20 protein-coding genes are annotated in these 22,050 nt (G+C 69.9%); 2 read left to right on the forward strand and 18 right to left on the reverse strand.

The window, feature by feature from the left end:
• Nucleotides 1–44 precede the first annotated feature (44 nt).
• The 9 genes from ruvX to ACIRPU_RS14685 all read right to left on the reverse strand — a co-directional run bounded on the left by ruvX (nt 45) and on the right by ACIRPU_RS14685 (nt 9,433).
• The gene (gene ruvX, locus ACIRPU_RS14645; RefSeq protein WP_355705506.1) at nt 45–509 is read right to left on the reverse strand and encodes a Holliday junction resolvase RuvX; all 465 of its coding nucleotides are present in this window, start codon (nt 507–509) and stop codon (nt 45–47) included.
• Between the two features lie 8 nt (nt 510–517).
• Nucleotides 518–3,190, reverse strand: a complete 2,673-nt coding sequence (gene alaS, locus ACIRPU_RS14650; RefSeq protein WP_403866482.1) for an alanine--tRNA ligase — start codon at nt 3,188–3,190, stop codon at nt 518–520.
• Nucleotides 3,190–3,537, reverse strand: a complete 348-nt coding sequence (locus tag ACIRPU_RS14655) for a hypothetical protein (RefSeq protein WP_384124379.1) — start codon at nt 3,535–3,537, stop codon at nt 3,190–3,192. Before ACIRPU_RS14655 ends, alaS begins: the two co-directional genes overlap by 1 nt.
• Before the next feature lie 8 nt (nt 3,538–3,545).
• On the reverse strand, nt 3,546–3,986 hold the full coding sequence (locus tag ACIRPU_RS14660; RefSeq protein WP_062646681.1) for a DUF948 domain-containing protein: 441 nt from the start codon (nt 3,984–3,986) through the stop codon (nt 3,546–3,548).
• 183 nt (nt 3,987–4,169) lie between these two features.
• Entirely contained in the window at nt 4,170–4,784 is a 615-nt protein-coding gene (gene rpsD, locus ACIRPU_RS14665) for a 30S ribosomal protein S4 (RefSeq protein WP_019059759.1), read from the reverse strand.
• 302 nt (nt 4,785–5,086) lie between these two features.
• Nucleotides 5,087–6,442: a replication-associated recombination protein A gene (locus ACIRPU_RS14670; RefSeq protein ID WP_403866487.1), complete on the reverse strand. Its 1,356-nt coding sequence runs from the start codon at nt 6,440–6,442 to the stop codon at nt 5,087–5,089.
• 59 nt (nt 6,443–6,501) lie between these two features.
• Nucleotides 6,502–7,161 (reverse strand): vitamin K epoxide reductase family protein, encoded by a 660-nt coding sequence (locus tag ACIRPU_RS14675; RefSeq protein ID WP_384119764.1) that lies wholly within the window; start codon nt 7,159–7,161, stop codon nt 6,502–6,504.
• A gap of 279 nt (nt 7,162–7,440) precedes the next feature.
• On the reverse strand, nt 7,441–8,703 hold the full coding sequence (gene hisS / locus ACIRPU_RS14680; RefSeq protein ID WP_355705470.1) for a histidine--tRNA ligase: 1,263 nt from the start codon (nt 8,701–8,703) through the stop codon (nt 7,441–7,443).
• Nucleotides 8,704–8,716: 13 nt separating this feature from the next.
• Nucleotides 8,717–9,433 (reverse strand): MBL fold metallo-hydrolase, encoded by a 717-nt coding sequence (locus tag ACIRPU_RS14685; protein WP_403866491.1) that lies wholly within the window; start codon nt 9,431–9,433, stop codon nt 8,717–8,719.
• Between the two features lie 180 nt (nt 9,434–9,613).
• Here ACIRPU_RS14685 and ACIRPU_RS14690 point away from each other — a divergent pair, with 180 nt between their 5' ends.
• Both ACIRPU_RS14690 and ACIRPU_RS14695 read left to right on the forward strand, forming a co-directional pair.
• On the forward strand, nt 9,614–10,429 hold the full coding sequence (locus tag ACIRPU_RS14690) for a peptidylprolyl isomerase (protein WP_403866494.1): 816 nt from the start codon (nt 9,614–9,616) through the stop codon (nt 10,427–10,429).
• A gap of 157 nt (nt 10,430–10,586) precedes the next feature.
• Nucleotides 10,587–11,816: a DUF349 domain-containing protein gene (locus ACIRPU_RS14695; RefSeq protein ID WP_403866497.1), complete on the forward strand. Its 1,230-nt coding sequence runs from the start codon at nt 10,587–10,589 to the stop codon at nt 11,814–11,816.
• An 89-nt stretch (nt 11,817–11,905) separates the two neighbouring features.
• Here ACIRPU_RS14695 and ACIRPU_RS14700 read toward each other — a convergent pair whose 3' ends face one another.
• From ACIRPU_RS14700 to ACIRPU_RS14740, 9 genes are all read right to left on the reverse strand, one after another.
• Nucleotides 11,906–14,437, reverse strand: a complete 2,532-nt coding sequence (locus tag ACIRPU_RS14700) for a RelA/SpoT family protein (protein WP_384119755.1) — start codon at nt 14,435–14,437, stop codon at nt 11,906–11,908.
• A 182-nt stretch (nt 14,438–14,619) separates the two neighbouring features.
• Nucleotides 14,620–15,168 (reverse strand): adenine phosphoribosyltransferase, encoded by a 549-nt coding sequence (locus ACIRPU_RS14705; protein WP_403866500.1) that lies wholly within the window; start codon nt 15,166–15,168, stop codon nt 14,620–14,622.
• Nucleotides 15,165–16,277, reverse strand: coding sequence for a protein translocase subunit SecF (secF, locus tag ACIRPU_RS14710; RefSeq protein WP_403866503.1), 1,113 nt, complete (start codon nt 16,275–16,277; stop codon nt 15,165–15,167). The genes ACIRPU_RS14705 and secF overlap by 4 nt, the downstream gene beginning before the upstream one ends.
• Nucleotides 16,278–16,280: 3 nt before the next feature.
• Nucleotides 16,281–18,059, reverse strand: coding sequence for a protein translocase subunit SecD (gene secD / locus ACIRPU_RS14715; RefSeq protein WP_384119748.1), 1,779 nt, complete (start codon nt 18,057–18,059; stop codon nt 16,281–16,283).
• Nucleotides 18,060–18,193: 134 nt separating this feature from the next.
• Complete coding sequence (yajC, locus tag ACIRPU_RS14720) at nt 18,194–18,724, reverse strand: preprotein translocase subunit YajC (protein WP_355705477.1); 531 nt, start codon at nt 18,722–18,724, stop codon at nt 18,194–18,196.
• Between the two features lie 175 nt (nt 18,725–18,899).
• Nucleotides 18,900–19,958 carry a Holliday junction branch migration DNA helicase RuvB gene (gene ruvB / locus ACIRPU_RS14725; RefSeq protein ID WP_384119743.1) on the reverse strand — a complete coding sequence of 353 codons (1,059 nt, stop codon included), beginning with the start codon at nt 19,956–19,958 and terminating at the stop codon, nt 18,900–18,902.
• Nucleotides 19,959–19,967: 9 nt separating this feature from the next.
• Entirely contained in the window at nt 19,968–20,573 is a 606-nt protein-coding gene (gene ruvA, locus ACIRPU_RS14730) for a Holliday junction branch migration protein RuvA (protein WP_403866508.1), read from the reverse strand.
• Nucleotides 20,570–21,118, reverse strand: coding sequence for a crossover junction endodeoxyribonuclease RuvC (ruvC, locus tag ACIRPU_RS14735; protein WP_403866511.1), 549 nt, complete (start codon nt 21,116–21,118; stop codon nt 20,570–20,572). Before ruvC ends, ruvA begins: the two co-directional genes overlap by 4 nt.
• A gap of 159 nt (nt 21,119–21,277) precedes the next feature.
• Nucleotides 21,278–22,030 carry a YebC/PmpR family DNA-binding transcriptional regulator gene (locus ACIRPU_RS14740; RefSeq protein ID WP_384119737.1) on the reverse strand — a complete coding sequence of 251 codons (753 nt, stop codon included), beginning with the start codon at nt 22,028–22,030 and terminating at the stop codon, nt 21,278–21,280.
• Nucleotides 22,031–22,050: the final 20 nt, after the last annotated feature.

Here is a 22,050-nt window from a genome sequence, read left to right on the forward strand (position 1 = left end):
TGTTCGAACACCGCCACATCGCGCGGAACGTTACCGTATCGCGATCAGACAACCACTTCGACGCCCTCGCCCGGCGCTTTACCTGACACCCGTTCGGATTCCAGCGCCTGTTGAAGGATGATCACAGCGGCTGCCTGGTCGATCACCGAGCGGCCCTTCTTCGACTTCACTCCCGAGGCACGCAGTCCCTGACTGGCCGTCACGGTCGTCATCCGCTCGTCCACCAGACGTACGGACACGGGGGCGATTTTGTTCGCCAGCTCCTGTGCGAAGCCGCGGACCTTGACCGCGGCCGGGCCCTCGCCCCCCTTGAGGGAGCGAGGCAGACCCACGACGACCTCGATCGGCTCGTACTCCTCGACCAGTTGTCCGAGTCGGCGGTAAGCCGCGGGGACGTCCCGGCCGGGGACCGTCTCCACGGGAGTGGCGAGGATCCCGTCGGGGTCGCACGAGGCGACCCCGATCCGGGCGTCCCCGACGTCGATCGCGAGTCGACGGCCCTTCCGCAGCAACCCGCTCACTTGGCCGTTTCCGCCACGAGCCGCTCGACGGCGTCGACGGCGTCGCCGACGGCGGCCGGGTTCTGGCCGCCGCCCTGGGCGACGTCCGGCTTGCCGCCACCGCCGCCGCCGAGGGTCTTGGCAGCCGTACGGACCAGGTCGCCGGCCTTGAGGCCGCGCTCGCGGGCGGCCTCGTTGGTGGCGATGACCGTCAGCGGCTTGCCGTTGTTCACCGTGAACAGGGCGACCACGGCGGCCCGGCCGCCCTGGATGCGGCCGCGCACGTCGAGAACGAGCCTGCGCAGGTCGTCGGGGGTCGTGCCGTCCGGGACCTGACCGGTGACGAGAGCCACACCGGCGACGTCCTTGGCGGACTCCACGAGACCGGCGGCGGCCTGGAGGACCTTCTCCGCGCGGAACTTCTCGATCTCCTTCTCGGCGTCCTTCAGCTTGCCGAGCATGGCGGAGACCTTCTCCGGGAGTTCCTCCGGACGGCCCTTGACCAGCTCCTGGAGCTGGGCGACGACCGTGTGCTCACGGGCCAGGAAGTTGTAGGCGTCGACGCCGACGAGGGCCTCGATGCGGCGGACGCCCGAGCCGATCGACGACTCGCCGAGCAGCTTCACCAGGCCCAGCTGGGAGGTGTTGTGCACATGGGTGCCACCGCACAGCTCCTTGGAGAAGTCGCCGATGGTCACGACCCGGACCCGCTCGCCGTACTTCTCGCCGAACTCGGCGATGGCGCCCTGCTTCTTGGCCTCGTCGATGCCCATGACCTCGGCCTGGACGTCCAGGTCGCGGGCGAGGATCTCGTTGATCTTCTGCTCGACGTCGGTCATCACGGCCGTCGGGACGGCGGACGGGGAGCCGAAGTCGAAGCGGAAGCGGCCGGGCTGGTTCTCGGAACCGGCCTGGGCGGCCGTCGGGCCGAGGGCGTCGCGCAGCGCCTGGTGCGTGAGGTGCGTGGCCGAGTGGGCGCGGGCGATGGCGGTGCGGCGGCGCCGGTCGATCGAGGCGTGGGCCTTGGCGCCGAGCGTGACCTCGCCGACCTGGACGACGCCCTTGTGGACGTACACGCCGGGGACCGGCTTCTGGGTGTCGCGGATCTCGATGACGGCGCCGGTGTCCACCCGGATGCGGCCGGTGTCGCCGATCTGGCCGCCGCCCTCGGCGTAGAACGGGGTGCGGTCGAGGACGATCTCGACCTCGTCGCCCTCGGTGGCGGCCGGCGAGGAGGCGCCGTCGACGAGGATGCCGACGATCGTCGACTCGCCCTCGGTGTCGGCATAGCCGATGAAGTCGGTGGCGCCGGCCCGGTCGGCGATCTCGCGGTAGGCGCCCACGCCGGCGTGCCCGGTCTTCTTGGCCCGGGCGTCGGCCTTGGCGCGTTCCCGCTGCTCCTTCATCAGACGGCGGAAGCCGTCCTCGTCCACGGACAGCCCCTGCTCGGCGGCCATCTCGAGGGTGAGGTCGATCGGGAAGCCCCAGGTGTCGTGGAGCAGGAAGGCCTTGTCGCCGGCGAGGACCTGGCCACCGGAGGCCTTGGTCTCGGTCACGGCGGTGTCGAGGATGTTGGTGCCGGCCTTCAGCGTCTTGAGGAAGGCGTTCTCCTCGGCGACGGCGACCTTCTCGATGCGCTCGCGGTCGGTGACCAGCTCCGGGTACTGCTGGCCCATCATCGCGATGACGGTGTCGATGAGGTCCTTGACGACCGGGCCGCCGGCGCCGAGGAGGCGCATGTTGCGGATGGCGCGGCGCATGATGCGGCGCAGCACGTAGCCGCGGCCCTCGTTGCCGGGGGTCACGCCGTCGCCGATGAGCATCACGGACGTGCGCATGTGGTCGGTGACCACGCGCAGCGAGACGTCCGACTCGTGGGCCTCGCCGTACTCGACGCCGGTCAGCTCGGTGGCCTTCTTGATGACGGCCATCGAGGTGTCGATCTCGTACATGTTCTGCACGCCCTGCAGAATCATGGCGAGGCGCTCCAGGCCGAGGCCCGTGTCGATGTTCTTGCTCGGCAGTTCGCCCAGGATCTCGAAGTTGTCCTTGCCGATGCCCTCGCCCCGCTCGTACTGCATGAAGACGAGGTTCCAGATCTCCACGTACCGCTCGTCGTTGACGGCGGGGCCGCCCTCGACGCCGAACTCGGGGCCGCGATCGTAGTTGATCTCGGAACAGGGGCCGCAGGGGCCGGGGACGCCCATGGACCAGTAGTTGTCCTTCATGCCGAGGCGCTGGATGCGCTCCTTGGGCACGCCGACGACCTCGTGCCAGATGCGCTCGGCCTCGTCGTCGTCCTTGTAGACCGTGATCCAGAGCTTCTCCGGCGCCAGGCCGTAACCACCCTTGTCCTGGGGCGTGGTGAGCAGCTCCCAGGCGTACTTGATGGCGCCTTCCTTGAAGTAGTCGCCGAAGGAGAAGTTGCCGCACATCTGGAAGAACGTGCCGTGGCGGGTGGTCTTGCCGACCTCTTCGATGTCGGGCGTGCGCACGCACTTCTGCACGCTGGTGGCGCGCGACCACGGCGGCTTGACCTCGCCGAGGAAGTACGGCTTGAAGGGGACCATGCCGGCGGGGACCAGGAGCAGAGTCGGGTCGTCCGCGATGAGCGACGCCGAAGGGACGACGGTGTGCCCGCGCTCCTCGTAGAAGCTCAGCCAGCGGCGGCGGATCTCGGCCGACTCCATCAGTGGTCCTCATTCCGGTTGTGCGAGTACGTCGTGTTCTCGGGGTGCTTGGGGGTACTGCGGCTGTTCTCGATGGCGGTGTACCGCCGGGGCGCGGGGAGTTCGGGATCGTCGCGGATCCCCAGCGCCTCCCCCAGCTCGGCCTCCCGCTGGGCCATGTTGTCGCGGACGTCGAGCGCGAAACCCACCGCGCGGTCCTTGAGGCGCGCTCCCGTCTCGAGCGCCTTGTTGGCCGCGGACGCGGCGAGGCTCTCGGGGGTGAGCTGCTTCAGCTTGCGATTGACCTTGGTGGTGGCCCAGACACCGGCGGCGACGCCCGTGGTGAACCAGAAGGTACGGCGGAACATCGCTGGTCTCAGTCCCTCTTTCCACGGGGCTTGCGCTTCTCCCGCCGGGAGACCGTTCGGCCCACGATCACGGTCCGCCGGGGCTCCCGGGCGGGCACGTCGTCCTTGCGGCCGCCGAGGGCCCGGCGCACGCCGTAGCCGAAGGCGGCGACCTTCACCAGGGGGCCGCCGAAGGTGGAGGCGACCGTGGTGGACAGCGCCGAGGCGTTCGACGTGACTTCCTGGACGTCGGTGGCGATCGCGTCGACCCGGTCGATCTGGGTCTGCGCGGAACGCACCGCCGCGGAGGCGTCGGCCAGCAGCGGAACGGCCTGCTCGGTCACGTCGGCGACGAGTCGGGTGGTCGCCCTGAGCGTCTGGGCCAGCCTCGCCAGCGCGACGGCGAGGAAGGAGACCAGGATCGCCCAGAACACGGCCACCAGGATGCCGGCCACCTCTCCACCGGACACTGCGCACCCGCTCCCTGTCTGACGAACACCTATCTCTGGAGGCGAGCCTATCGCGCCGACGCCGGCGTTCCGTACCGGATTAGGCGTGCGAAAGCCCGCCGTCCCACCTGCCCCGAGGGGCAGCGAGACGACGGGCCTTGGCGCAGAAGTCCTACGACCGCCGCAGACCGATCCGGAAGGGGATCAGCGGGCGTAGTACTCGACGACGAGCTGCTCGTCGCAGATCACGGGGATCTCCTTGCGGTTCGGCTCGCGGTCCAGGCGGAACGCCAGGGCGCCGAGGTTCACCTGGAGGTAGCGCGGGGTCTCGCCGTCGGGGGCGAAGCCACCGGCGCGGGAGACCTCGAACAGCGTCTTGCTGCGGCTGCGCTCGCGGACCATGACGACATCGTCGGGCTTGACGCGGAACGACGGCTTGTCGACCTTGCCACCGTTGACCTCGATGTGGCCGTGGACGACCATCTGGCGGGCCTGGTAGATCGTGCGGGCGATGCCCGAACGCAGGACCAGCGCGTCGAGACGGCGCTCGAGCTCGATGATCAGGGCCTCACCGGTCTTGCCCTGCACCTTGGAGGCACGCTCGTAGGCGCGGACGAGCTGACGCTCGGACACGTCGTACTGCGCGCGCAGACGCTGCTTCTCGAGCAGACGGACCTTGTAGTCCGAGTTCTGCTTGCGGCCACGGCCGTGCTCGCCCGGCGGGTAGGGGCGCGCCTCGAAGTACTTGACGGCCTTCGGGGTCAGCGCGATGCCGAGGGCACGCGACTTCTTGACCTTGGGACGGGGCTGGTTCGCCACGATCTCTCTCTTTCCAGAATTTCCGGCTCGTCAGGGTTGAGGGAGGTCGCATCCGCAGCCGGGGAAACCCGTCAGGTCCGCGTGGAACCTGTCGGGCAGCCGCTCCCCTGGTCTGGGCACATACGTGCAACACGCGAGTTGCCCATCGACCGTTCCCGGAACTCCGGGTGGTGATGGGCTGCCCGCGACACCGTTCGACGGTGCGCGACGCTCCTGGAGCGAGGTCCGAGGACCGGTGCTCCGGCCGACTGTCCTGTTCTGACTGCACGGGACGCGGCACTTCGGGCGAGTCTACAGGGTGCTCAGGACCCGTCGCGACCGAGGTGCTGCCGGGTCCACTCGACCGCGTCCGCGTAGCGGGCCTCGGCGCCGTGCCGGGTGGGCTCGTAGTACTCGCGGTCCTTGATGGCGTCCGGGGCGTACTGCTGGGCGGCGATGCCCTCGGGCAGGTCGTGCGGATACACGTACCCCTGCGCGTGGCCCAGCTTGGCGGCGCCCTTGTAGTGCCCGTCGCGCAGATGCGGCGGCACCGGGCCCGCCAGTCCCTTGCGCACGTCGTCCAGGGCGGCGCCGATCGCGGTCGTCGCGGCGTTGGACTTGGGTGCCAGGGCGAGGGCGATGGTGACGTGGCTGAGGGTGAGGGCGGCCTCGGGGAAGCCGATCATGGCGACGGCCTGGGCGGCGGCGACCGCGATGGGCAGGGCGTTCGGGTCCGCCAGGCCGATGTCCTCGCTGGCGGAGATCATCAGGCGGCGGGCGATGAAGCGCGGGTCCTCGCCGGCCTCGATCATGCGGGCCAGGTAGTGCAGGGCCGCGTCGACGTCCGAACCACGGATGGACTTGATGAGGGCGCTGGCGACGTCGTAGTGCTGGTCGCCGTCCCGGTCGTACTTCACCGCCGCGCGGTCGACCGTCTGCTCCAGGGTCTGGAGGCTGATTCCGGTCTCGCCCTGGTCCAGGGCGGCCCCGGCGGCGGCCTCCAGGGCGGTGAGGGCCCGGCGGGCGTCGCCGCCGGCGATACGCAGCAGATGCGCCTCGGTGTCCTCGGGGAGGGTGAGGGAGCCCTTGAGGCCGCGGCCGTCGGTCAGGGCGCGCCGGACGAGGGCGCGGAGGTCGTCGTCCGTGAGGGGTTCGAGGGTCAGCAGGAGGGAGCGGGAGAGCAGGGGCGAGATGATCGAGAAGTACGGGTTCTCGGTGGTCGCCGCGATCAGCGTCACCCAGCGGTTCTCGACGGCCGGCAGGAGGGAGTCCTGCTGGGCCTTGCTGAAGCGGTGGATCTCGTCGAGGAAGAGGACGGTCTCCTTGCCGTAACCGCCGATGGCGCGGCGGGCGCCGTCGATGACCGCGCGGACCTCCTTGACGCCCGCGGTGATCGCCGACAGTTCGACGAACCGCTTGTTGGTGGCCTTGGAGACGACGTACGCCAGGGTCGTCTTCCCGGTGCCGGGTGGCCCCCAGAGGATCACCGAGGACGGCCCCGCCGGGCCCGTGGCGCCCTCGCCGACCAGGCGGCGCAGGGGTGAGCCCGGCTTCAGCAGATGCTGCTGGCCCACCACCTCGTCGAGGGTGCGCGGGCGCATCCGGACCGCCAGGGGGCTCCCGGCGGGGTCCTTCTCCTGGCGGTCTTCGGCTGCGGCGGTGAACAGGTCGGGCTCCACACGTCGGAGCCTACGTCAGAGGTCTGACAGTGACGTCCGACGCCTGTCCGGCACGGGGCTCAGGCCCAGAGGTCGGCGCCCCAGCGGGTCAGGATCAGCATGGCGATGATGCCGACGTGGGTGACCGGCAGGACCCAGGTGAACTCGCCGAGGAAGCCCTTCAGCCAGCCCGGGGCGGGCAGCAGGCCGTTGCGCACGTTGAACGAGGTGACGTACCAGAACATGGTGATCGTCGCGACCCAGGCCAGCGAGCACCACAGGCACAGGGCGTTGATCTCGTACAGGGACTGGTACTGGAGCCAGGTGCAGAAGGCCACGCCGAAGAGGGTGCCGAAGTTGAAGGTCAGCCAGTACCAGCGCGGGAACGCGACCCGGGTCAGCAGGCTCATGCCGACGCAGATCACGATGCCGTAGGCGACGAGACCGAGCATCGGGTTGGGGAAACCGAAGGCGGCGGCCTGCTTGCTCTCCATGACGCTGCCGCAGCTGATGATCGGGCTGATGCTGCAACTGGGCGTGAAGGTCTCGCCGGCGACCTTGGCCTCGAGGATCTTGAACTTGTCGAGCGTGATGACCCAGGCGGCCAGCAGACCGGCGGCACCGGTGATCAGCAGCAGGATCGCGAACGCACGGCTGCCGCCCACAGTCCGGGGCTCGATCGCGGCGACGCGCTCGGGCTCGGACTCCGTGGAGACGTCTTTGACTGTCGTCTTGCTCATCTCGCCGATCCGTCACTTGAGAGTTGGACCATCTTCGGGCAGGGGCCATTGTGCCGCACCGGACCCGGTGCGCACCGTTCGGTGCGCATAAGGAAGTACGTAAGCGGGCCCCCCGGCGTTCGGTTCCGGCCAAGGCCGGACGCATGACCGGCACGCACACGGGGCGCTCGGACCTCGCCGCCCTCCGAAGGACGAACGGGCGCCCGCCGGGTTGACGATCCCGCGCATGACGAAGGCGCCGGTCGGGCGACCGGCGCCTTCCTCGGGCCCGCGCGCCCGCTAGCCCAGCTTCGACTCCAGTTCCGCCACGATCTCGTTGACGCCGATCGCCGTCTGCTCGCCGGACTCCATGTCCTTGAGCTGGACGACGCCCTCGGCGAGGTCGCGTTCGCCGGCGACGATCGTGTAGCGGGCCCCGCTGCGGTTGGCGCTCTTCATGGCGCCCTTGAGCCCCCTGGCGCCGTAGGAGAAGTCGGCCGCGACGCCGAGCTTGCGCAGTTCGGTGACCTTCGCGAAGAGGACCCGGCGGGCCTCCTCGCCGAGCGGGACGGCGAACACGGAGGTGGCGGCGGGCAGTTCCAGCTCCACGCCCTCGGCCTCCAGCGCCAGCACCGTACGGTCGACGCCCAGCGCCCAGCCCACCGACGGCAGCGCGGGGCCGCCGATCATCTCGGAGAGACCGTCGTAGCGGCCGCCGCCGCCCACCGCGGACTGGGAGCCCAGTCCGTCGTGGACGAACTCGAAGGTCGTGCGGGTGTAGTAGTCGAGGCCGCGGACCAGCTTCGGGTCGTCCTCGAAGACCACGCCCGCCGCCGTGATCAGCTCACGGACCTCCTCGTGGTACGCCTTGCACGCGTCGCAGAGGTAGTCGCGCAGGAGCGGCGCGCCCCCGAGCTGCTTCTGGACCGCCTCGCGCTTGTCGTCCAGAACCCGCAGCGGGTTGATGTCCGCGCGGCGCAGCGTGTCCTCGTCGAGGTCCAGGCCCCGCAGGAAGTTCTGGAGCGCCTCCCGGTACACCGGGCGGCACTCCTTGTCGCCGAGGCTGTTGAGGAGGATGCGGAAGTCGCGCAGCCCCAGCGACCGGTACGCCTGGTCGGCGAGGATGATCAGCTCGGCGTCCAGCGCCGGGTCCTCCGCGCCGATCGCCTCGGCGCCGACCTGGGAGAAGTGCCGGTACCGGCCCGCCTGCGGCTTCTCGTACCGGTAGTACGAGCCCGAATACCAGAGCTTGACCGGCAGGTTGCCCTGCTTGTGCAGGTTCGCCTCCAGGGCGGCGCGCAGCACGGACGCCGTGCCCTCCGGGCGCAGGGCCAGCCGGTCGCCTCCCTTGGTCTCGAAGGCGTACATCTCCTTGCTGACGATGTCGGTGGACTCGCCCACACCGCGCGCGAACAGGTTGACGTCCTCGAAGCCGGGCGTCTCGACGTAGCCGTAGCCGGAGTTGCGCAGCGGGGCGGCGATCGCCTCGCGTACCGCGAGGAACTTCGCGGAGCGCGGCGGAATCAGGTCGTACGTGCCCTTGGGGGCCTGAAAGGTACTCACGGAAGGTCTCTCGTCACATTCCTCGTCGGGGAGGGGTGTGCGAACCCGCTCCCTGGCCGCCGGGCGCCACCTGCCGCAGATACGGGTTGGTGGCGCGCTCCTGGCCGATGGTCGTCTGGGGGCCGTGGCCGGACAGCACCACGGTCGAGTCCTCGAGCGGCAGGCACACGCGGGCCAGCGAGTCGAGCATCTCGGCCATGTCGCCGCCGGGCAGGTCGGTGCGTCCGATGGAGCCGGCGAACAGCAGATCCCCGGAGAAGAAGACCGACGGGACGTCGGCCGTCTCGGGCATCCGGAAGGTCACCGACCCCTTGGTATGGCCCGGCGCATGGGCGACGGAGAACTCCAGACCCGCCAGGTCCAGCCCGACGCCGTCGCTCAGTTCACGGACGTCGTCCGGCTCCCCCACGGTCAACTCGCCCATCAGCGGCATCCCGATGGACCGGCCGAGCGCCTTCTCGGGGTCGCTCATCATGTAGCGGTCCTCGGGGTGGATCCAGGCCGGTACGTCGTGCGCTCCGCACACCGGGACGACCGAGGCCACGTGGTCGATGTGGCCGTGGGTGAGGACGACGGCGACGGGCTTGAGCCGATGCTTCCTGATCGCTTCCTCGACTCCCGGGGCAGCCTGGTGGCCCGGGTCGATGATCACGCACTCCTCACCGGCGGCGGGGGCGACGAGATAACAGTTCGTCCCCCAGGCCCCGGCGGGGAACCCGGCAATGAGCACGATCGTCCTTCGTTTGTGTCGATACGCGTGGGCTTCTGGGCGGCTGCGCCAGTGGTCAGAGCCTACCGGCGCTGCCGATTCCTCAGCGAACCCATATACGGTACGGGGCACACGCAGGCGGTCGGCTCACAAGACGCACGCGTCCCAGTCGACGTACGAGACGCACGAGGAGAGAACCCGGTGGTCACCCAGGAACAGCGGAAGCGTCAGCTCGCCCGGGAGAAGTTCTTGCGGCAGCAGCAGAGGCGCACCTCCGCGCGACGCAAGGCGCGTGCGCGCAACTCGGTGATCGCGTCGGTCCTCGGCGTGATCATCATCGGCAGTGTGGCGCTGTACGCGACCGGCGTCATGAAGGACGACGACAAGGCGAACGCGAGCTCGGAGACGACGCCGTCCGCGACGCCGAGCGCCGCCAAGGACCCGTGCGAGAAGGCGGCCGCGGGCTCGGTCAAGACGCAGACCTGGAAGAAGGAGCCGGCGGTCACGATCGACAAGTCGGCGAAGTACACGATGACGCTCGCGACGACGTGCGGGGACATCGACATAGCACTCAAGGCGAAGGCCGCGCCGCACACGGTGAACTCGTTCAGCTTCCTCGCCGGCAAGGGCTACTTCGACCACACCAAGTGCCACCGCCTCACCACCAGCGGCATCTACGTGTTGCAGTGCGGCGACCCGACGGGCAGCGGCAGTGGCGGTCCCGGTTACACCATTCCGGACGAGAACCTGAAGGACGCCACCCTCAAGAACAACATCTACCCGGCGGGCACGATCGCGATGGCCAACACCGGTCAGGCGCACACCGGCGGGAGCCAGTTCTTCCTCGTCTACCAGGACAGTCAGCTGCCGCCCAGCTACACGCCCTTCGGCACCGTGTCGGCCGACGGCATGAAGGTTCTGGCGAAGATCGCCGCCGCGGGCGAGAACACGGGCGCCGGTGACGGAGCCCCGAACGCGACGGTCGTGATCGACAAGGCGACGGTCACGAAATCCTGACGGCCGACTGCCGACCAAGGGGCGGTCAACTGCGCAATTTCGGTCGCGCTGGATGCGGACAGGCGGCCCGCCGGTCGCCTATGTTGGCCGTGACGAAACTGTGGACGATGCCCAGGGGCACTGAAGCCCCTCGGAGGCATCATGTGGAGGAGGCGCTGTGAGCAGCGACCCGTGGGGCCGCGTCGACGAGACGGGGACCGTGTACGTGCGTACGGCCGACGGCGAGCAGGTGGTCGGTTCCTGGCAGGCGGGCTCCCCCGAGGAGGCGCTGGCCTATTTCGAACGCAAGTACGAGGGCCTGGTTGTCGAGATCGGCCTCCTCGAGAAGCGCGTGAAGACCACCGATCTGTCGACGAAGGACGCCCAGGTCGCGATCGACCACATCCGTGAACAGGTCGACGCGCACCACGCGGTCGGTGATCTTCAGGCGCTGCGCGACCGGCTGGACAAGCTGGTGGCGACCGTCGAGTCGCGGCGCGAGGAGCGCAAGCAGCAGCGGGCCAAGCAGTCCGACGAGGCCCGCAAGTCCAAGGAGGACCTGGTCGCCGAGGCGGAGCAGCTCGCCCAGTCCGACCAGTGGCGGGCCGCCGGTGAGCGGCTGCGGGCGCTGGTCGACATCTGGAAGGGCCTGCCGCGTCTCGACCGCAAGTCGGACGACGAGCTGTGGCACCGCTTCTCGCACGCGCGCTCGGCATTCTCCAAGCGCCGCAAGGCGCACTTCGCGCAGCTGGACGCGCAGCGCGAGGAGGCCCGTCGGACCAAGGAGCGGCTGGTCTCCGAGGCCGAGGCGCTGTCCGGTTCCGCGGACTGGGGTCCGACGGCGGCTCGCTACCGCGAGCTGATGGCGGAGTGGAAGGCCGCCGGCCGTGCCCAGCGCGAGCACGAGGACGACCTGTGGAACCGCTTCCGCGGCGCCCAGGACGTCTTCTTCGCCGCCCGCAGCTCGGTGTTCGCCGAGCGGGACGCGGAGCAGACGGAGAACCTGAAGCTCAAGGAGGAGCTGGCCGAGGAGGCCGAGAAGCTCCTGCCGATCGGTGACCTGAAGTCGGCGCGTGCCGCGTTCCGGTCGATCAACGAGCGCTGGGAGGCCATCGGCCACGTCCCGCGCGACGCCCGCCCGAAGGTCGAGGGCCGGATGCACGCCGTGGAGCGGGCGATGCAGGAGTCCGAGGAGACCGAGTGGCGCCGGACGAACCCGGAGGCACGCGCGCGTGCCGCGGGTCTGACCGGTCAGCTCCAGGCCGCCGTGGACAAGCTGCGGACGCAGATCGACCAGGCCCGCGCCCAGGGCAACTCCGCGAGGGCCGACAAGCTCGAGCGTGAGCTGGAAGGCCGTCAGGCGCTGCTGGACCAGGCCCTGAAGGGCCTCGAGGAGTTCGGCGGCTGATCATCCGACCGGCATCCGCGACCGGCCGCCGGCCCCCGTCATAGGAGAGGCCCCCGTACATCGCGTACGGGGGCCTCTCCTGTGCTCGGCTACGGCCTGCGCGCCGAGGTCACCCGGTACACGTCGTAGACGCCCTCCACGCCGCGTACGGCCTTCAGGACGTGCCCCAGGTGCTTGGGGTCGCCCATCTCGAAGGTGAAGCGGGAGGTGGCCACCCGGTCACGGGAGGTCTGGACCGCCGCGGACAGGATGTTGACGTGCTGGTCGGACAGCACCCGTGTGACGTCCGAGAGGAGTCGGGACCGGTCCAGGGCCTCGACCTGGATGGCCACCAGGAAGACCGAGGACTGGGTGGGCGCCCACTCGACCTCGAGGATGCGCTCCGGCTCGCGGGACAGTGACTCCACGTTGACGCAGTCGCTGCGGTGAACCGATACACCACTACCGCGCGTGACGAAGCCGATGATCCCGTCGCCGGGGACGGGCGTACAACAGCGGGCCAGCTTGACCCAGACGTCGTCGACGCCCTTGACGACGACACCGGGGTCCTGGTTGCTGCGCCGCTTGCGGCCACGGCTGCGGGACGGGACCGTCTCGTCGATCTCCTCGGTGGCCGCCTCCTCGCCACCGAGGGCCTGCACCAGCTTCTGCACGACGTTCTGCGCGGCCACATGGCCCTCGCCGATCGCCGCGTACAGCGAGGAGATGTCCGGATAGCGCATCTCGTGCGCCAGCGTGACCAGCGAGTCACCGGTGAGGATCCGCTGGATCGGCAGGTTCTGCTTGCGCATCGCGCGTGCGATGGCGTCCTTGCCCTGCTCGATGGCCTCGTCGCGGCGCTCCTTGGAGAACCAGGCCCGGATCTTGTTGCGGGCGCGCGGCGACTTCACGAAGTTCAGCCAGTCCCGGGACGGCCCGGCCCCGGCCGCCTTGGAGGTGAAGACCTCCACCAGGTCGCCGTTGTCCAGGGTCGATTCCAGCGGGACGAGGCGTCCGTTGACGCGGGCTCCTATGGTGCGGTGGCCCACCTCGGTGTGCACCGCGTACGAGAAGTCCACGGGCGTGGCGCCGGCCGGCAGCGCTATCACGTCGCCCTTCGGCGTGAAGACGAAGACCTCGTTGCGCGACAGGTCGAAGCGCAGGGATTCCAGGAACTCGCCGGGGTCCTCGGTCTCCTTCTGCCAGTCGAGGAGCTGGCGCAGCCACGCCATGTCGTTGAGGTGATCGTCCTTGCCGGTGGTCCTCGGCTGGTCCGAGCGCACCTTGGAGGCGCCGGCGACGGCCTCCTGCTTGTACTTCCAGTGCGCGGCGATGCCGTACTCGGCACGGCGGTGCATGTCGAACGTGCGGATCTGGAGTTCGACCGGCTTGCCGTTGGGGCCGATGACCGTCGTGTGCAGCGACTGGTACATGTTGAACTTGGGCATCGCGATGTAGTCCTTGAACCGGCCGGGGACCGGGTTCCAGCGCGCGTGCACCGTGCCGAGGGCCGCGTAGCAGTCCCTGACCGTGTCCACGAGGACGCGGATGCCCACCAGGTCGTAGATCTCCGCGAAGTCACGGCCGCGGACGATCATCTTCTGGTAGACGCTGTAGTAGTGCTTCGGGCGACCGGTCACGGTCGCCTTGATACGGGCGGCGCGCAGGTCGGCCTGGACCTCGTCGGTCACTATGGCCAGATACTCGTCACGCTTCGGTGCCCGCTCGGCCACCAGCCGTACGATCTCGTCGTACATCTTGGGGTAGAGGATCGCGAAGGCGAGGTCCTCCAGTTCCCACTTGATGGTGTTCATGCCGAGACGGTGGGCGAGCGGCGCGTAGATCTCGAGGGTCTCGCGCGCCTTCTTCTCCTGCTTCTCGCGCTTGAGGTAACGCATGGTGCGCATGTTGTGCAGCCGGTCGGCGAGCTTGATGACCAGGACGCGCGGGTCCTTGGCCATGGCGACGACCATCTTGCGCACGGTCTCGGCCTGCGCGGCCTCGCCGAACTTGACCTTGTCCAGCTTGGTGACGCCGTCGACCAGCAGGGCGACCTGGTCGCCGAAGTCGCGGCGCAGGTCCTCCAGGCCGTACTCGGTGTCCTCGACGGTGTCGTGCAGCAGGCCCGCCATGAGCGTGGCCGGATCCATGCCCAGCTCGGCAAGGATCGTGGTCACCGCGAGCGGGTGCGTGATGTACGGGTCGCCGCTCTTGCGCTTCTGACCCCGGTGCCAGCGCTCGGCGACCTGGTAGGACTTCTCGATCTGGCGCAGCGTCGCCGTCTCGATCTTGGGATCGTTGCTGCGCACTATCCGCAGCAGCGGTTCCAGGACCGGGTTGTACGGGTTCTGGCGCTGGACGCCGAGCCGGGCGAGGCGGGCGCGGACGCGGTTGGAGGAGCCGGAGCGGGCCGGGGGCTGCGCGGCGGCCGGGCGGCCGGCGGGCGCGGCCGAGGAGCCCTCGGGCTGGGCCGGCTTGGGCCGGGGCTGCTCGGCGGGCTTGTCGACGGGCGCGGACCGGTCGTGCTCGACCGCCCCACGGCTGTCGTCCTTCGCGTGCGACGCGGGCGACGCGGGCGTGGCCGCGGGACCCGAGGCGGGCTCGGGCTTGGCGGCGGTCAGGTGTTGGGCCTCGTCTGGCAAGAGGACTCCTCGTGCGCGATCCGGGTCCCCCGGTCAGGCTCCGGAGCACCCATCGTAGCGATCCTGAGCTCCAGGATCGCCTTCAGGCCGATGTGAGGGCCGTCTACCGGAGAAACACAAGGGGCGGGCTCCGGATTCCTCCGGGCCCGCCCACTTGGCGTACGACGGTTGTGGGACCGCTCTCAGATCGTGAGCAGCGCCTCCAGCGGCGCTCCGCCGAGGGCCGCCTCCAGACGGGGACGGCCGCCGAGGAAGCCCAGCTCCATCAGGACGGCGACGCCCGCGACCTGGGCGCCCGCCCGGTGGATGAGCTGGATCGACGCCTCGGCGGTGCCGCCGGTGGCGAGGACGTCGTCGACGATCAGCACCCGGTCGTCGGCGGACAGGTCCTCGGCGTGCACCTCGATCTCGGCCGAGCCGTACTCCAGGTCGTAGGCCTGGCCGAGGGTGGCTCCGGGGAGCTTGCCCGCCTTGCGCACGGGGATGAAGCCGAGGCCCGCCCGGACGGCGACCGGGGCGCCCAGGATGAAGCCCCGGGCCTCCAGGCCGACGACCTTGGTGGCGCCGGTGCGTTCGGCGATCCCGGCGAACGCGTCGGTGAGCGCGGTGAACGCCACCGGGTCCGCCAGGAGCGGGGTGATGTCCTTGAACATCACCCCCGGCTCCGGGTAGTCGGCCACGTCACGGATGCGGCTGTGCAGCAGCGCCGAGATGTCGGTGAGCTCGGTCATCGGCGCTTGCCCGACGGACGGCCGCGGCCCCGGCCCCGGGACGCGGTCTGGTTGCGCGGCCCGACGACCGCGGCTTCGGCGTCCTCGGGCCCGTCGCCGTAGGAGTCGTCGCCACGGGTCTGCGCGGGCGCCTCCTCGGCCGACGACTGGGCGCGCTTGGCCAGGACACGCTTCTTCAGCGCCTTGATCTGCGGCTCGCGCTCCTTGAGGTCGGCGACGAGCGGCGTGGCGATGAAGATCGACGAGTACGCGCCGGCCGCGAGGCCGACGAACAGCGACAGCGAGATGTCGTTGAGCGTGCCCGCGCCGAGGAAGCCGCCGCCGATGAACAGCAGGCCCGCCACCGGCAGCAGCGCGACGACCGTGGTGTTGATGGAGCGGACCAGGGTGCCGTTGATCGAGCGGTTGGCGATCTCGCTGTAGGTGAAGCGGGTCTGCTTGGTGAGGTCCTTCGTCTGTTCCTTGAGGGAGTCGAAGACGACGACCGTGTCGTACAACGAGTAACCGAGGATCGTCAGCAGACCGATCACCGTGCCGGGCGTGACCTCGAAGCCGACGAGGGCGTAGATGCCGACCGTGATGGTGATGTCGTGGATCAGGGCGACGAGGGCCGCGATGGCCATACGCCACTCGAAGGCGATCGCCAGGTAGATCACGACCAGCACCATGAAGATCGCCAGACCCTGCCAGGCCTTGCTGGCGATCTGGTCGCCCCAGCTGGGACCGACCAGTTCGGCGGTGATCGTCTCCGGGTCGGCCTTCAGGTCCTTGGCGAGCTCGTTCTTGATCCCGGTGGACTCCTTGATGTCCATGCCGGCGATCTGGATGCGCAGCGTGCCGTTGCCGAGCTTCTGGACGACCGCGTCATGGCCGGACGCGTCCTTGGCGTACTCCTCGGCCTGGGAGACGGAGACGCTGGTCTTCTCCGTGTTGAAGACGGCTCCGCCCTGGAAGTCGATGCCCATGTTCAGGCCGCGCACCGCCAGGCCGACGATGGCCGTGATGGTGATCAGGATCGAGATGCTGTACCAGAGCTTGCGGTGGCCGATGAAGTCGTAGCTGATCTCGCCACGGTGCAGCCGGGCGCCGAGGTTACCGAGTTTCGACATCGCTCAGGCCTCCTTCGTCTCGACGGGGCCGGCGGCAGGACCGCCGGGACGGCGGGTGCGGCGCAGCGGCGGCTGGGCACCCAGGCTCTTCGGGTCGAGGCCGGACCACTTGTGGCCGCTCGCGAAGAACTTCCGCCGAGCGATGAGCGTCATCAGCGGCTTGGTGAAGAAGAAGACCACGACCACGTCCAGGACGGTGGTCAGGCCCAGTGTGAACGCGAAGCCCTGGACCTTGCCGACCGTGACGATGAAGAGCACCGCGGCGGCGAGGAACGACACGAAGTCGGAGACCAGGATGGTGCGCCGGGCACGCGGCCAGGCGCGCTCGACGGCGGGGCGCAGGGTACGGCCCTCGCGGATCTCGTCCCGGACGCGTTCGAAGTACACGATGAACGAGTCCGCCGTGATGCCGATGGCGACGATGGCGCCACAGACGGCCGGCAGGTTCAGCGCGAAGCCGATGGCCGGGCCGAGCAGCGCCATGAGCACGTAGGTGAGGGCCGCGGAGACCAGCAGCGACGCCAGGGCGATCATCGCGAGGCCGCGGTAGTAGGCCACCAGGTAGATCACGACCAGCAGGAGGCCGATGGCGCCGGCCAGCAGACCGGCGTGCAGCTGGTCGCCGCCGAGCGCCGCCGTCACCGTGGTCACGCTCTGCTCCTGGAAGGAGAGCGGGAGCGCACCGTAGGAGAGCATGTTGGCGAGGCCCTGGGCCTCCTCCTGCGTGAAGCTGCCCGAGATCTGGGCCTGGCCGCCGGTGATGGAGGAGCTCACGTACGGGCTGGAGACGACGTTGCCGTCGAGCACGATGCCGAACTCGTTCTGCGGCTGGGTGTTCTGCGCGAGCTGGGCGGTGATGGCGGCGAACTTCTTGCCGCCGCTCTTGGTGAAGTCCATCGTGACCTGCCAGCCGGCGGCGGTCTGCGTGTCGTAGACGGCCTGGGCCTTGTCGACGTCGGTGCCGTCGACGGCGGCCGGGCCGAGCACGTACTTGTACCAGACCTTGTCGATCTCACCGCAGGCCACGGTCGTGTCCTCGGGCTTGACGCCCTCGCCGGCCTTGGCGCGGACCGACTCCTTGGAGCAGTCCAGGGCGGCGTACTTGGCCTGGAGCGCGGCGTCCTCCGCGGAGACGGCGGCGCCGCTGCTCGCGGAGGCCGACGGGCTGGCGGACGCGCTCGCCTTGGCGCTGGCGGAGGCCGACGGGGTGGAGTCGGCCTTCAGCGCGTCGGTGACGGCACGGCCCTGCGAGGTGGCGGAGGCCGACGGGGAGGACGAGGAGGTCGCCTTCTCACCGGTGCCGGAGGCACTCGCCGAAGGGCTCGGAGAGGCGCTGGAGGAACCGCTCGGGGACGCGCTCGGCGAGGCGGCGGCGGAGCCGGTGGCCTCCTGGGCCAGGACCGGACGGAAGTACAGCTTGGCGGTGGTGCCGACCTGCTCCCGGGCCTTCTCCGAGTTGGTGCCCTTGGGGATGTTGACGATGATGTTGTCGCTGCCCTGGGTCTGCACCTCCGCCTCGGAGACGCCCAGCCCGTTGACACGGCGGTTCATGATGTCGACCGCGGTGTCCATGTTGGCCTTGTTGATCGCGGATCCCTGGTCCGACTTCGCCTTCAGCGTGATGCTGGTACCGCCGGCAAGGTCGATGCCGAGACGCGGAGTGGTGTGACCGGAGGCGAACATGCCTGCGGTGAGCCCCACGATGGCGATCAGGATCAGGACCAGCGAGCGCACTGGCTTGCTCTGGGCACTCGCGCTCCGGCCCTTCTTAGGTGCTGCCACCTTCTCGTACTCCCTCTCGGGCCGCCTCGCGCCGGGTCAGCGCGGCCGCGGCCATGACATGGTGTCGGGATCCCCTGGCGAGATGCGCGTGCCCCGGCGCGGACGGGTGGGACCCGTGCACGCCGGGGACGTGGCTACTTCTTCGCGTCGGAGTCGCCGTCGGTCGTCTTCTTCGGCTCTTCGGCGGCTTCGGCCTGCTCGGCGTCGGCGGCCTTCTCCTGGACCTCGTCGGTCGCGTCCTTCTTGCCGAGGTCGACGGCCTTGTCGTCGGAGGCGGCGGCAGCTTCGTCGACGGAGTCGTCGGTCTCGGCGGCCTCGGCGGACCCGGTGAGGGAGGAGGCGTCGTCCGGGACGACGTCGGAGTCGGACTTCAGGTCGTGCTCGATGCCGTGGACGATGCGGTTGTACTCGTCGTCGGTCAGGACGGCACCGATGGAGTTCTTCGCGAAGAGCAGGTCGACGCCGGGACCGGCGTCGAGGAGGACCGTGTCCTCGTTGACCTCCTTCACCGTCGCGTACATGCCCCCGATGGTGCGGACACCACTGCCGGGCTGCATGTCGTTACGCATGCTGGCGGCCTGCTGCTGCTTCTTCTTGGCCGACCGGGTCATCAGGAACATGGCCCCGATGAGCACGATGAACGGGAGGAGGGTCACAGGACTCACGGGACGGACTTCCTTCGGACGACCGCGATGGTGGAGCGGCCTGTTGGATGGGGGTTGTGTGCTGCCGACAACGGCGGCATCGGCGGAGTCTAAGCGAGTCCGCGCGCATGGAACAACGCTCAGCATGGCACCTGGGTTCCTGACCCGGCCAACACCTCCGCCGCGGCCCTCGGCGTCACGCCCCGAACAGGTCCTGTTGTCCACTTCCCTGAGCCGGGGTGAGGCCGAGGTGCGCCCAGGCGGCCGGCGTCGCCACCCGCCCTCGCGGGGTGCGGGCGAGCAGTCCCTCCCTCACCAGGAAGGGTTCGGCCACCTCCTCCACGGTCTCACGCTCCTCGCCCACCGCCACGGCGAGCGTGGACAGACCCACCGGGCCGCCGCCGAACAGCTTCAGCAGGGCCTCCAGGACCCCGCGGTCGAGGCGGTCCAGGCCACGGCCGTCCACCTCGTAGACCTTCAGCGCGGCTTCCGCGATCTCGCGGTTGATCCTTCCGTCGGCCTTGACCTGCGCATAGTCGCGTACGCGGCGCAGCAGACGGTTCGCGATCCGGGGGGTGCCGCGGGAGCGGCCGGCGATCTCCGCGGCGCCGGCGGTGTCGATCTCCACGTCGAGGAGGTCCGCGGAACGGTGGATGACGCGCTGGAGCTCGGCGGGCTCGTAGAACTCCATGTGCGCGGTGAAGCCGAAGCGGTCGCGCAGCGGGGGCGGCAGCAGGCCCGCGCGCGTGGTGGCGCCGACCAGCGTGAACGGGGGCAGCTCGAGCGGGATGGCGGTGGCGCCGGGGCCCTTGCCGACGATGACGTCGACGCGGAAGTCCTCCATCGCCATGTAGAGCATCTCCTCGGCGGGCCGCGACATGCGGTGGATCTCGTCGAGGAAGAGGACCTCGCCCTCCTGGAGGGAGGAGAGGATCGCCGCGAGGTCGCCCGCGTGCTGGATGGCGGGGCCGCTGGTGATGCGGATCGGCGCGCCCATCTCGGCGGCGATGATCATCGACAGGGTGGTCTTGCCGAGGCCGGGGGCGCCGGAGAGCAGCACATGGTCGGCGGTGGCGCCCCGCGCGCGTGCGGCGCGCAGGACGAGGTCGAGCTGTTCGCGGACCTTCTCCTGACCGATGAACTCGCCCAGGTCCTTGGGGCGCAGCGCGGCCTCGACCGCCTGGTCCTCACGGTCGGCGACAGAGCCGACCAGCCGCTCAGGGGCGGTGTCCTCGGTCGTGTCGTCCCAGTTCACTGACGTCTCCTAGCGGGCGCGGTTCAGGGTCTGAAGGGCGGCCTTCAGGAGGTGCCCCACCTGGGGCGCGCCGTCCGCGGCCTCGGCCTGCGGGGTGACGGCGGCGACCGCCTCGTCGGCCTCGCGGGTCGCGTAGCCGAGCCCGATCAGGGCGGCGTGCAGCTGGTCGCGCCAGCCGCTGGTGACCGGTGCGCCGACCACGGGGGCGCCGAGCGGCTCGCCCAGGCGGTCCTTCAGTTCCAGCAACAGCTTCTGGGCGCCCTTCTTGCCGATGCCCGGCACCGCGATGAGGGCCTTCTCGTCGCCCGTGGCCACCGCGCGGCGCAGGGTGTCCGGCGGGTGCACCGCCAGCATGGCCTGGGCGAGCCGGGGGCCCACCCCGCTCGCCGTCTGGAGCAGCTCGAAGACCTGGCGCTCGTCGTCGTCCACGAAGCCGTACAGGGTCAGCGAGTCCTCGCGTACGACGAGGGAGGTGGCGAGCTTGGCCGGCCGGCCGAGCCGGAGCGTGGACAGCGTGTTCGGCGAGCACTGGATGGCCATGCCCACGCCACCCACCTCGACCACGGCGGTGTCGGGAGCGAGTGCGGCGACGGTGCCGCTGACGAAGGCGATCATGCCGTACGGCCTTTCGGTGTCGTCTGTGCTGTGGCCGCGTGCTGGGCGACGGCCCGCTGGAGTCGGTTCTGCGCGGGGCCGCGCCAGACGTGGCAGATGGCGAGCGCGAGGGCGTCGGCCGCGTCGGCGGGCTTGGGCGGCGCGTCGAGCCGCAGCAGGCGGGTGACCATCGCGCCGATCTGGGCCTTGTCCGCCCGTCCGCTGCCGGTGACGGCGGCCTTGACCTCGCTCGGGGTGTGCAGGGCGACGGGGATGCCGCGGCGGGCGGCGCACAGCATGGCGACGGCGCTGGCCTGTGCGGTGCCCATGACGGTGCTGACGTTGTGCTGGCTGAACACCCGCTCCACGGCCACGTATTCGGGGCGGTACTCGTCGAGCCACCGCTCGATGCCCTGTTCGATGCCGACGAGGCGCTGCCCCAACTCGGCGTCCGCGGGCGTCCGTACGACACCCACGCCGAGCATGGTGAGCGGTCGGCCAGCGACTCCCTCGACGACGCCGACACCGCATCGGGTCAGTCCGGGGTCCACCCCCAATACCCGCACGCGTCTCCCCCTCTTCCCCTCTTCGCGGCTGAACCGCCGCTGCGGTCCGTGGACGGTGATCTCTGACGTTCGCCAGGCTATCCGCTGCCACCGACAACGACGTCGGGCCGGTAGGACGTGTCCCACCGGCCCGACGGATCCGCTCAGCTCGCGGCGACGCTACGCGTCGACCTTCTCCATGACCTCGTCGCTGACGTCGAAGTTCGCGAAGACGTTCTGCACGTCGTCGCTGTCCTCGAGCGCGTCGATCAGCCGGAAGATCTTCCTCGCGCCTTCCTCGTCCAGCTCGACCTGCATGGTCGGGACGAAGTTGGCCTCGGCGGAGTCGTAGTCGATGCCGGCGTCCTGGAGGGCGGTGCGGACCGCGACCATGTCGGTGGCCTCGGACAGGACCTCGTAGGACTCACCGAGGTCGTTGACCTCCTCGGCGCCCGCGTCCAGGACCGCGCCGAGCACGTCGTCCTCGGCCAGCTCACCCTTGGGGACGATGACGACGCCCTTGCGGTTGAAGAGGTACGACACCGAGCCCGGGTCGGCCATGGAGCCGCCGTTGCGGGTCATGGCGACGCGGACGTCGGAGGCGGCGCGGTTGCGGTTGTCGGTGAGGCACTCGATGAGGACCGCGACGCCGTTCGGGCCGTAGCCCTCGTACATGATCGTCTCGTAGTCGGCGCCGCCGGCCTCGAGGCCGCCGCCGCGCTTGACCGCGGAGTCGATGTTCTTGTTGGGAACCGAGCTCTTCTTGGCCTTCTGGATGGCGTCGTAGAGGGTCGGGTTGCCCTCGATGTCGACGCCGCCCATCCGGGCCGCCACCTCGATGTTCTTGATCAGCTTCGCGAAGAGCTTGCCGCGCTTGGCGTCGATCACGGCCTTCTTGTGCTTCGTCGTAGCCCATTTAGAGTGGCCGGACATCTGCCTGTCTCCTTCGCGTA

Source organism: Streptomyces sp. NPDC102259, from assembly GCF_044766465.1.
Classification (GTDB): Bacteria; Actinomycetota; Actinomycetes; order Streptomycetales; family Streptomycetaceae; genus Streptomyces.

Excerpts from the sequence above, each read along its gene's own strand:
- alaS (WP_403866482.1), bottom strand. The coding sequence starts at position 3,190 with ATGGAGTCGGCCGAGATCCGCCGCCGCTGGCTGAGCTTCTACGAGGAG.
- ACIRPU_RS14655 (WP_384124379.1), bottom strand. The coding sequence starts at position 3,537 with ATGTTCCGCCGTACCTTCTGGTTCACCACGGGCGTCGCCGCCGGTGTC.
- ACIRPU_RS14675 (WP_384119764.1), bottom strand. The coding sequence starts at position 7,161 with ATGAGCAAGACGACAGTCAAAGACGTCTCCACGGAGTCCGAGCCCGAG.
- ACIRPU_RS14705 (WP_403866500.1), bottom strand. The coding sequence starts at position 15,168 with ATGACCGAGCTCACCGACATCTCGGCGCTGCTGCACAGCCGCATCCGT.
- secF (WP_403866503.1), bottom strand. The coding sequence starts at position 16,277 with ATGTCGAAACTCGGTAACCTCGGCGCCCGGCTGCACCGTGGCGAGATC.
- ruvA (WP_403866508.1), bottom strand. The coding sequence starts at position 20,573 with ATGATCGCCTTCGTCAGCGGCACCGTCGCCGCACTCGCTCCCGACACC.
- ACIRPU_RS14740 (WP_384119737.1), bottom strand. The coding sequence starts at position 22,030 with ATGTCCGGCCACTCTAAATGGGCTACGACGAAGCACAAGAAGGCCGTG.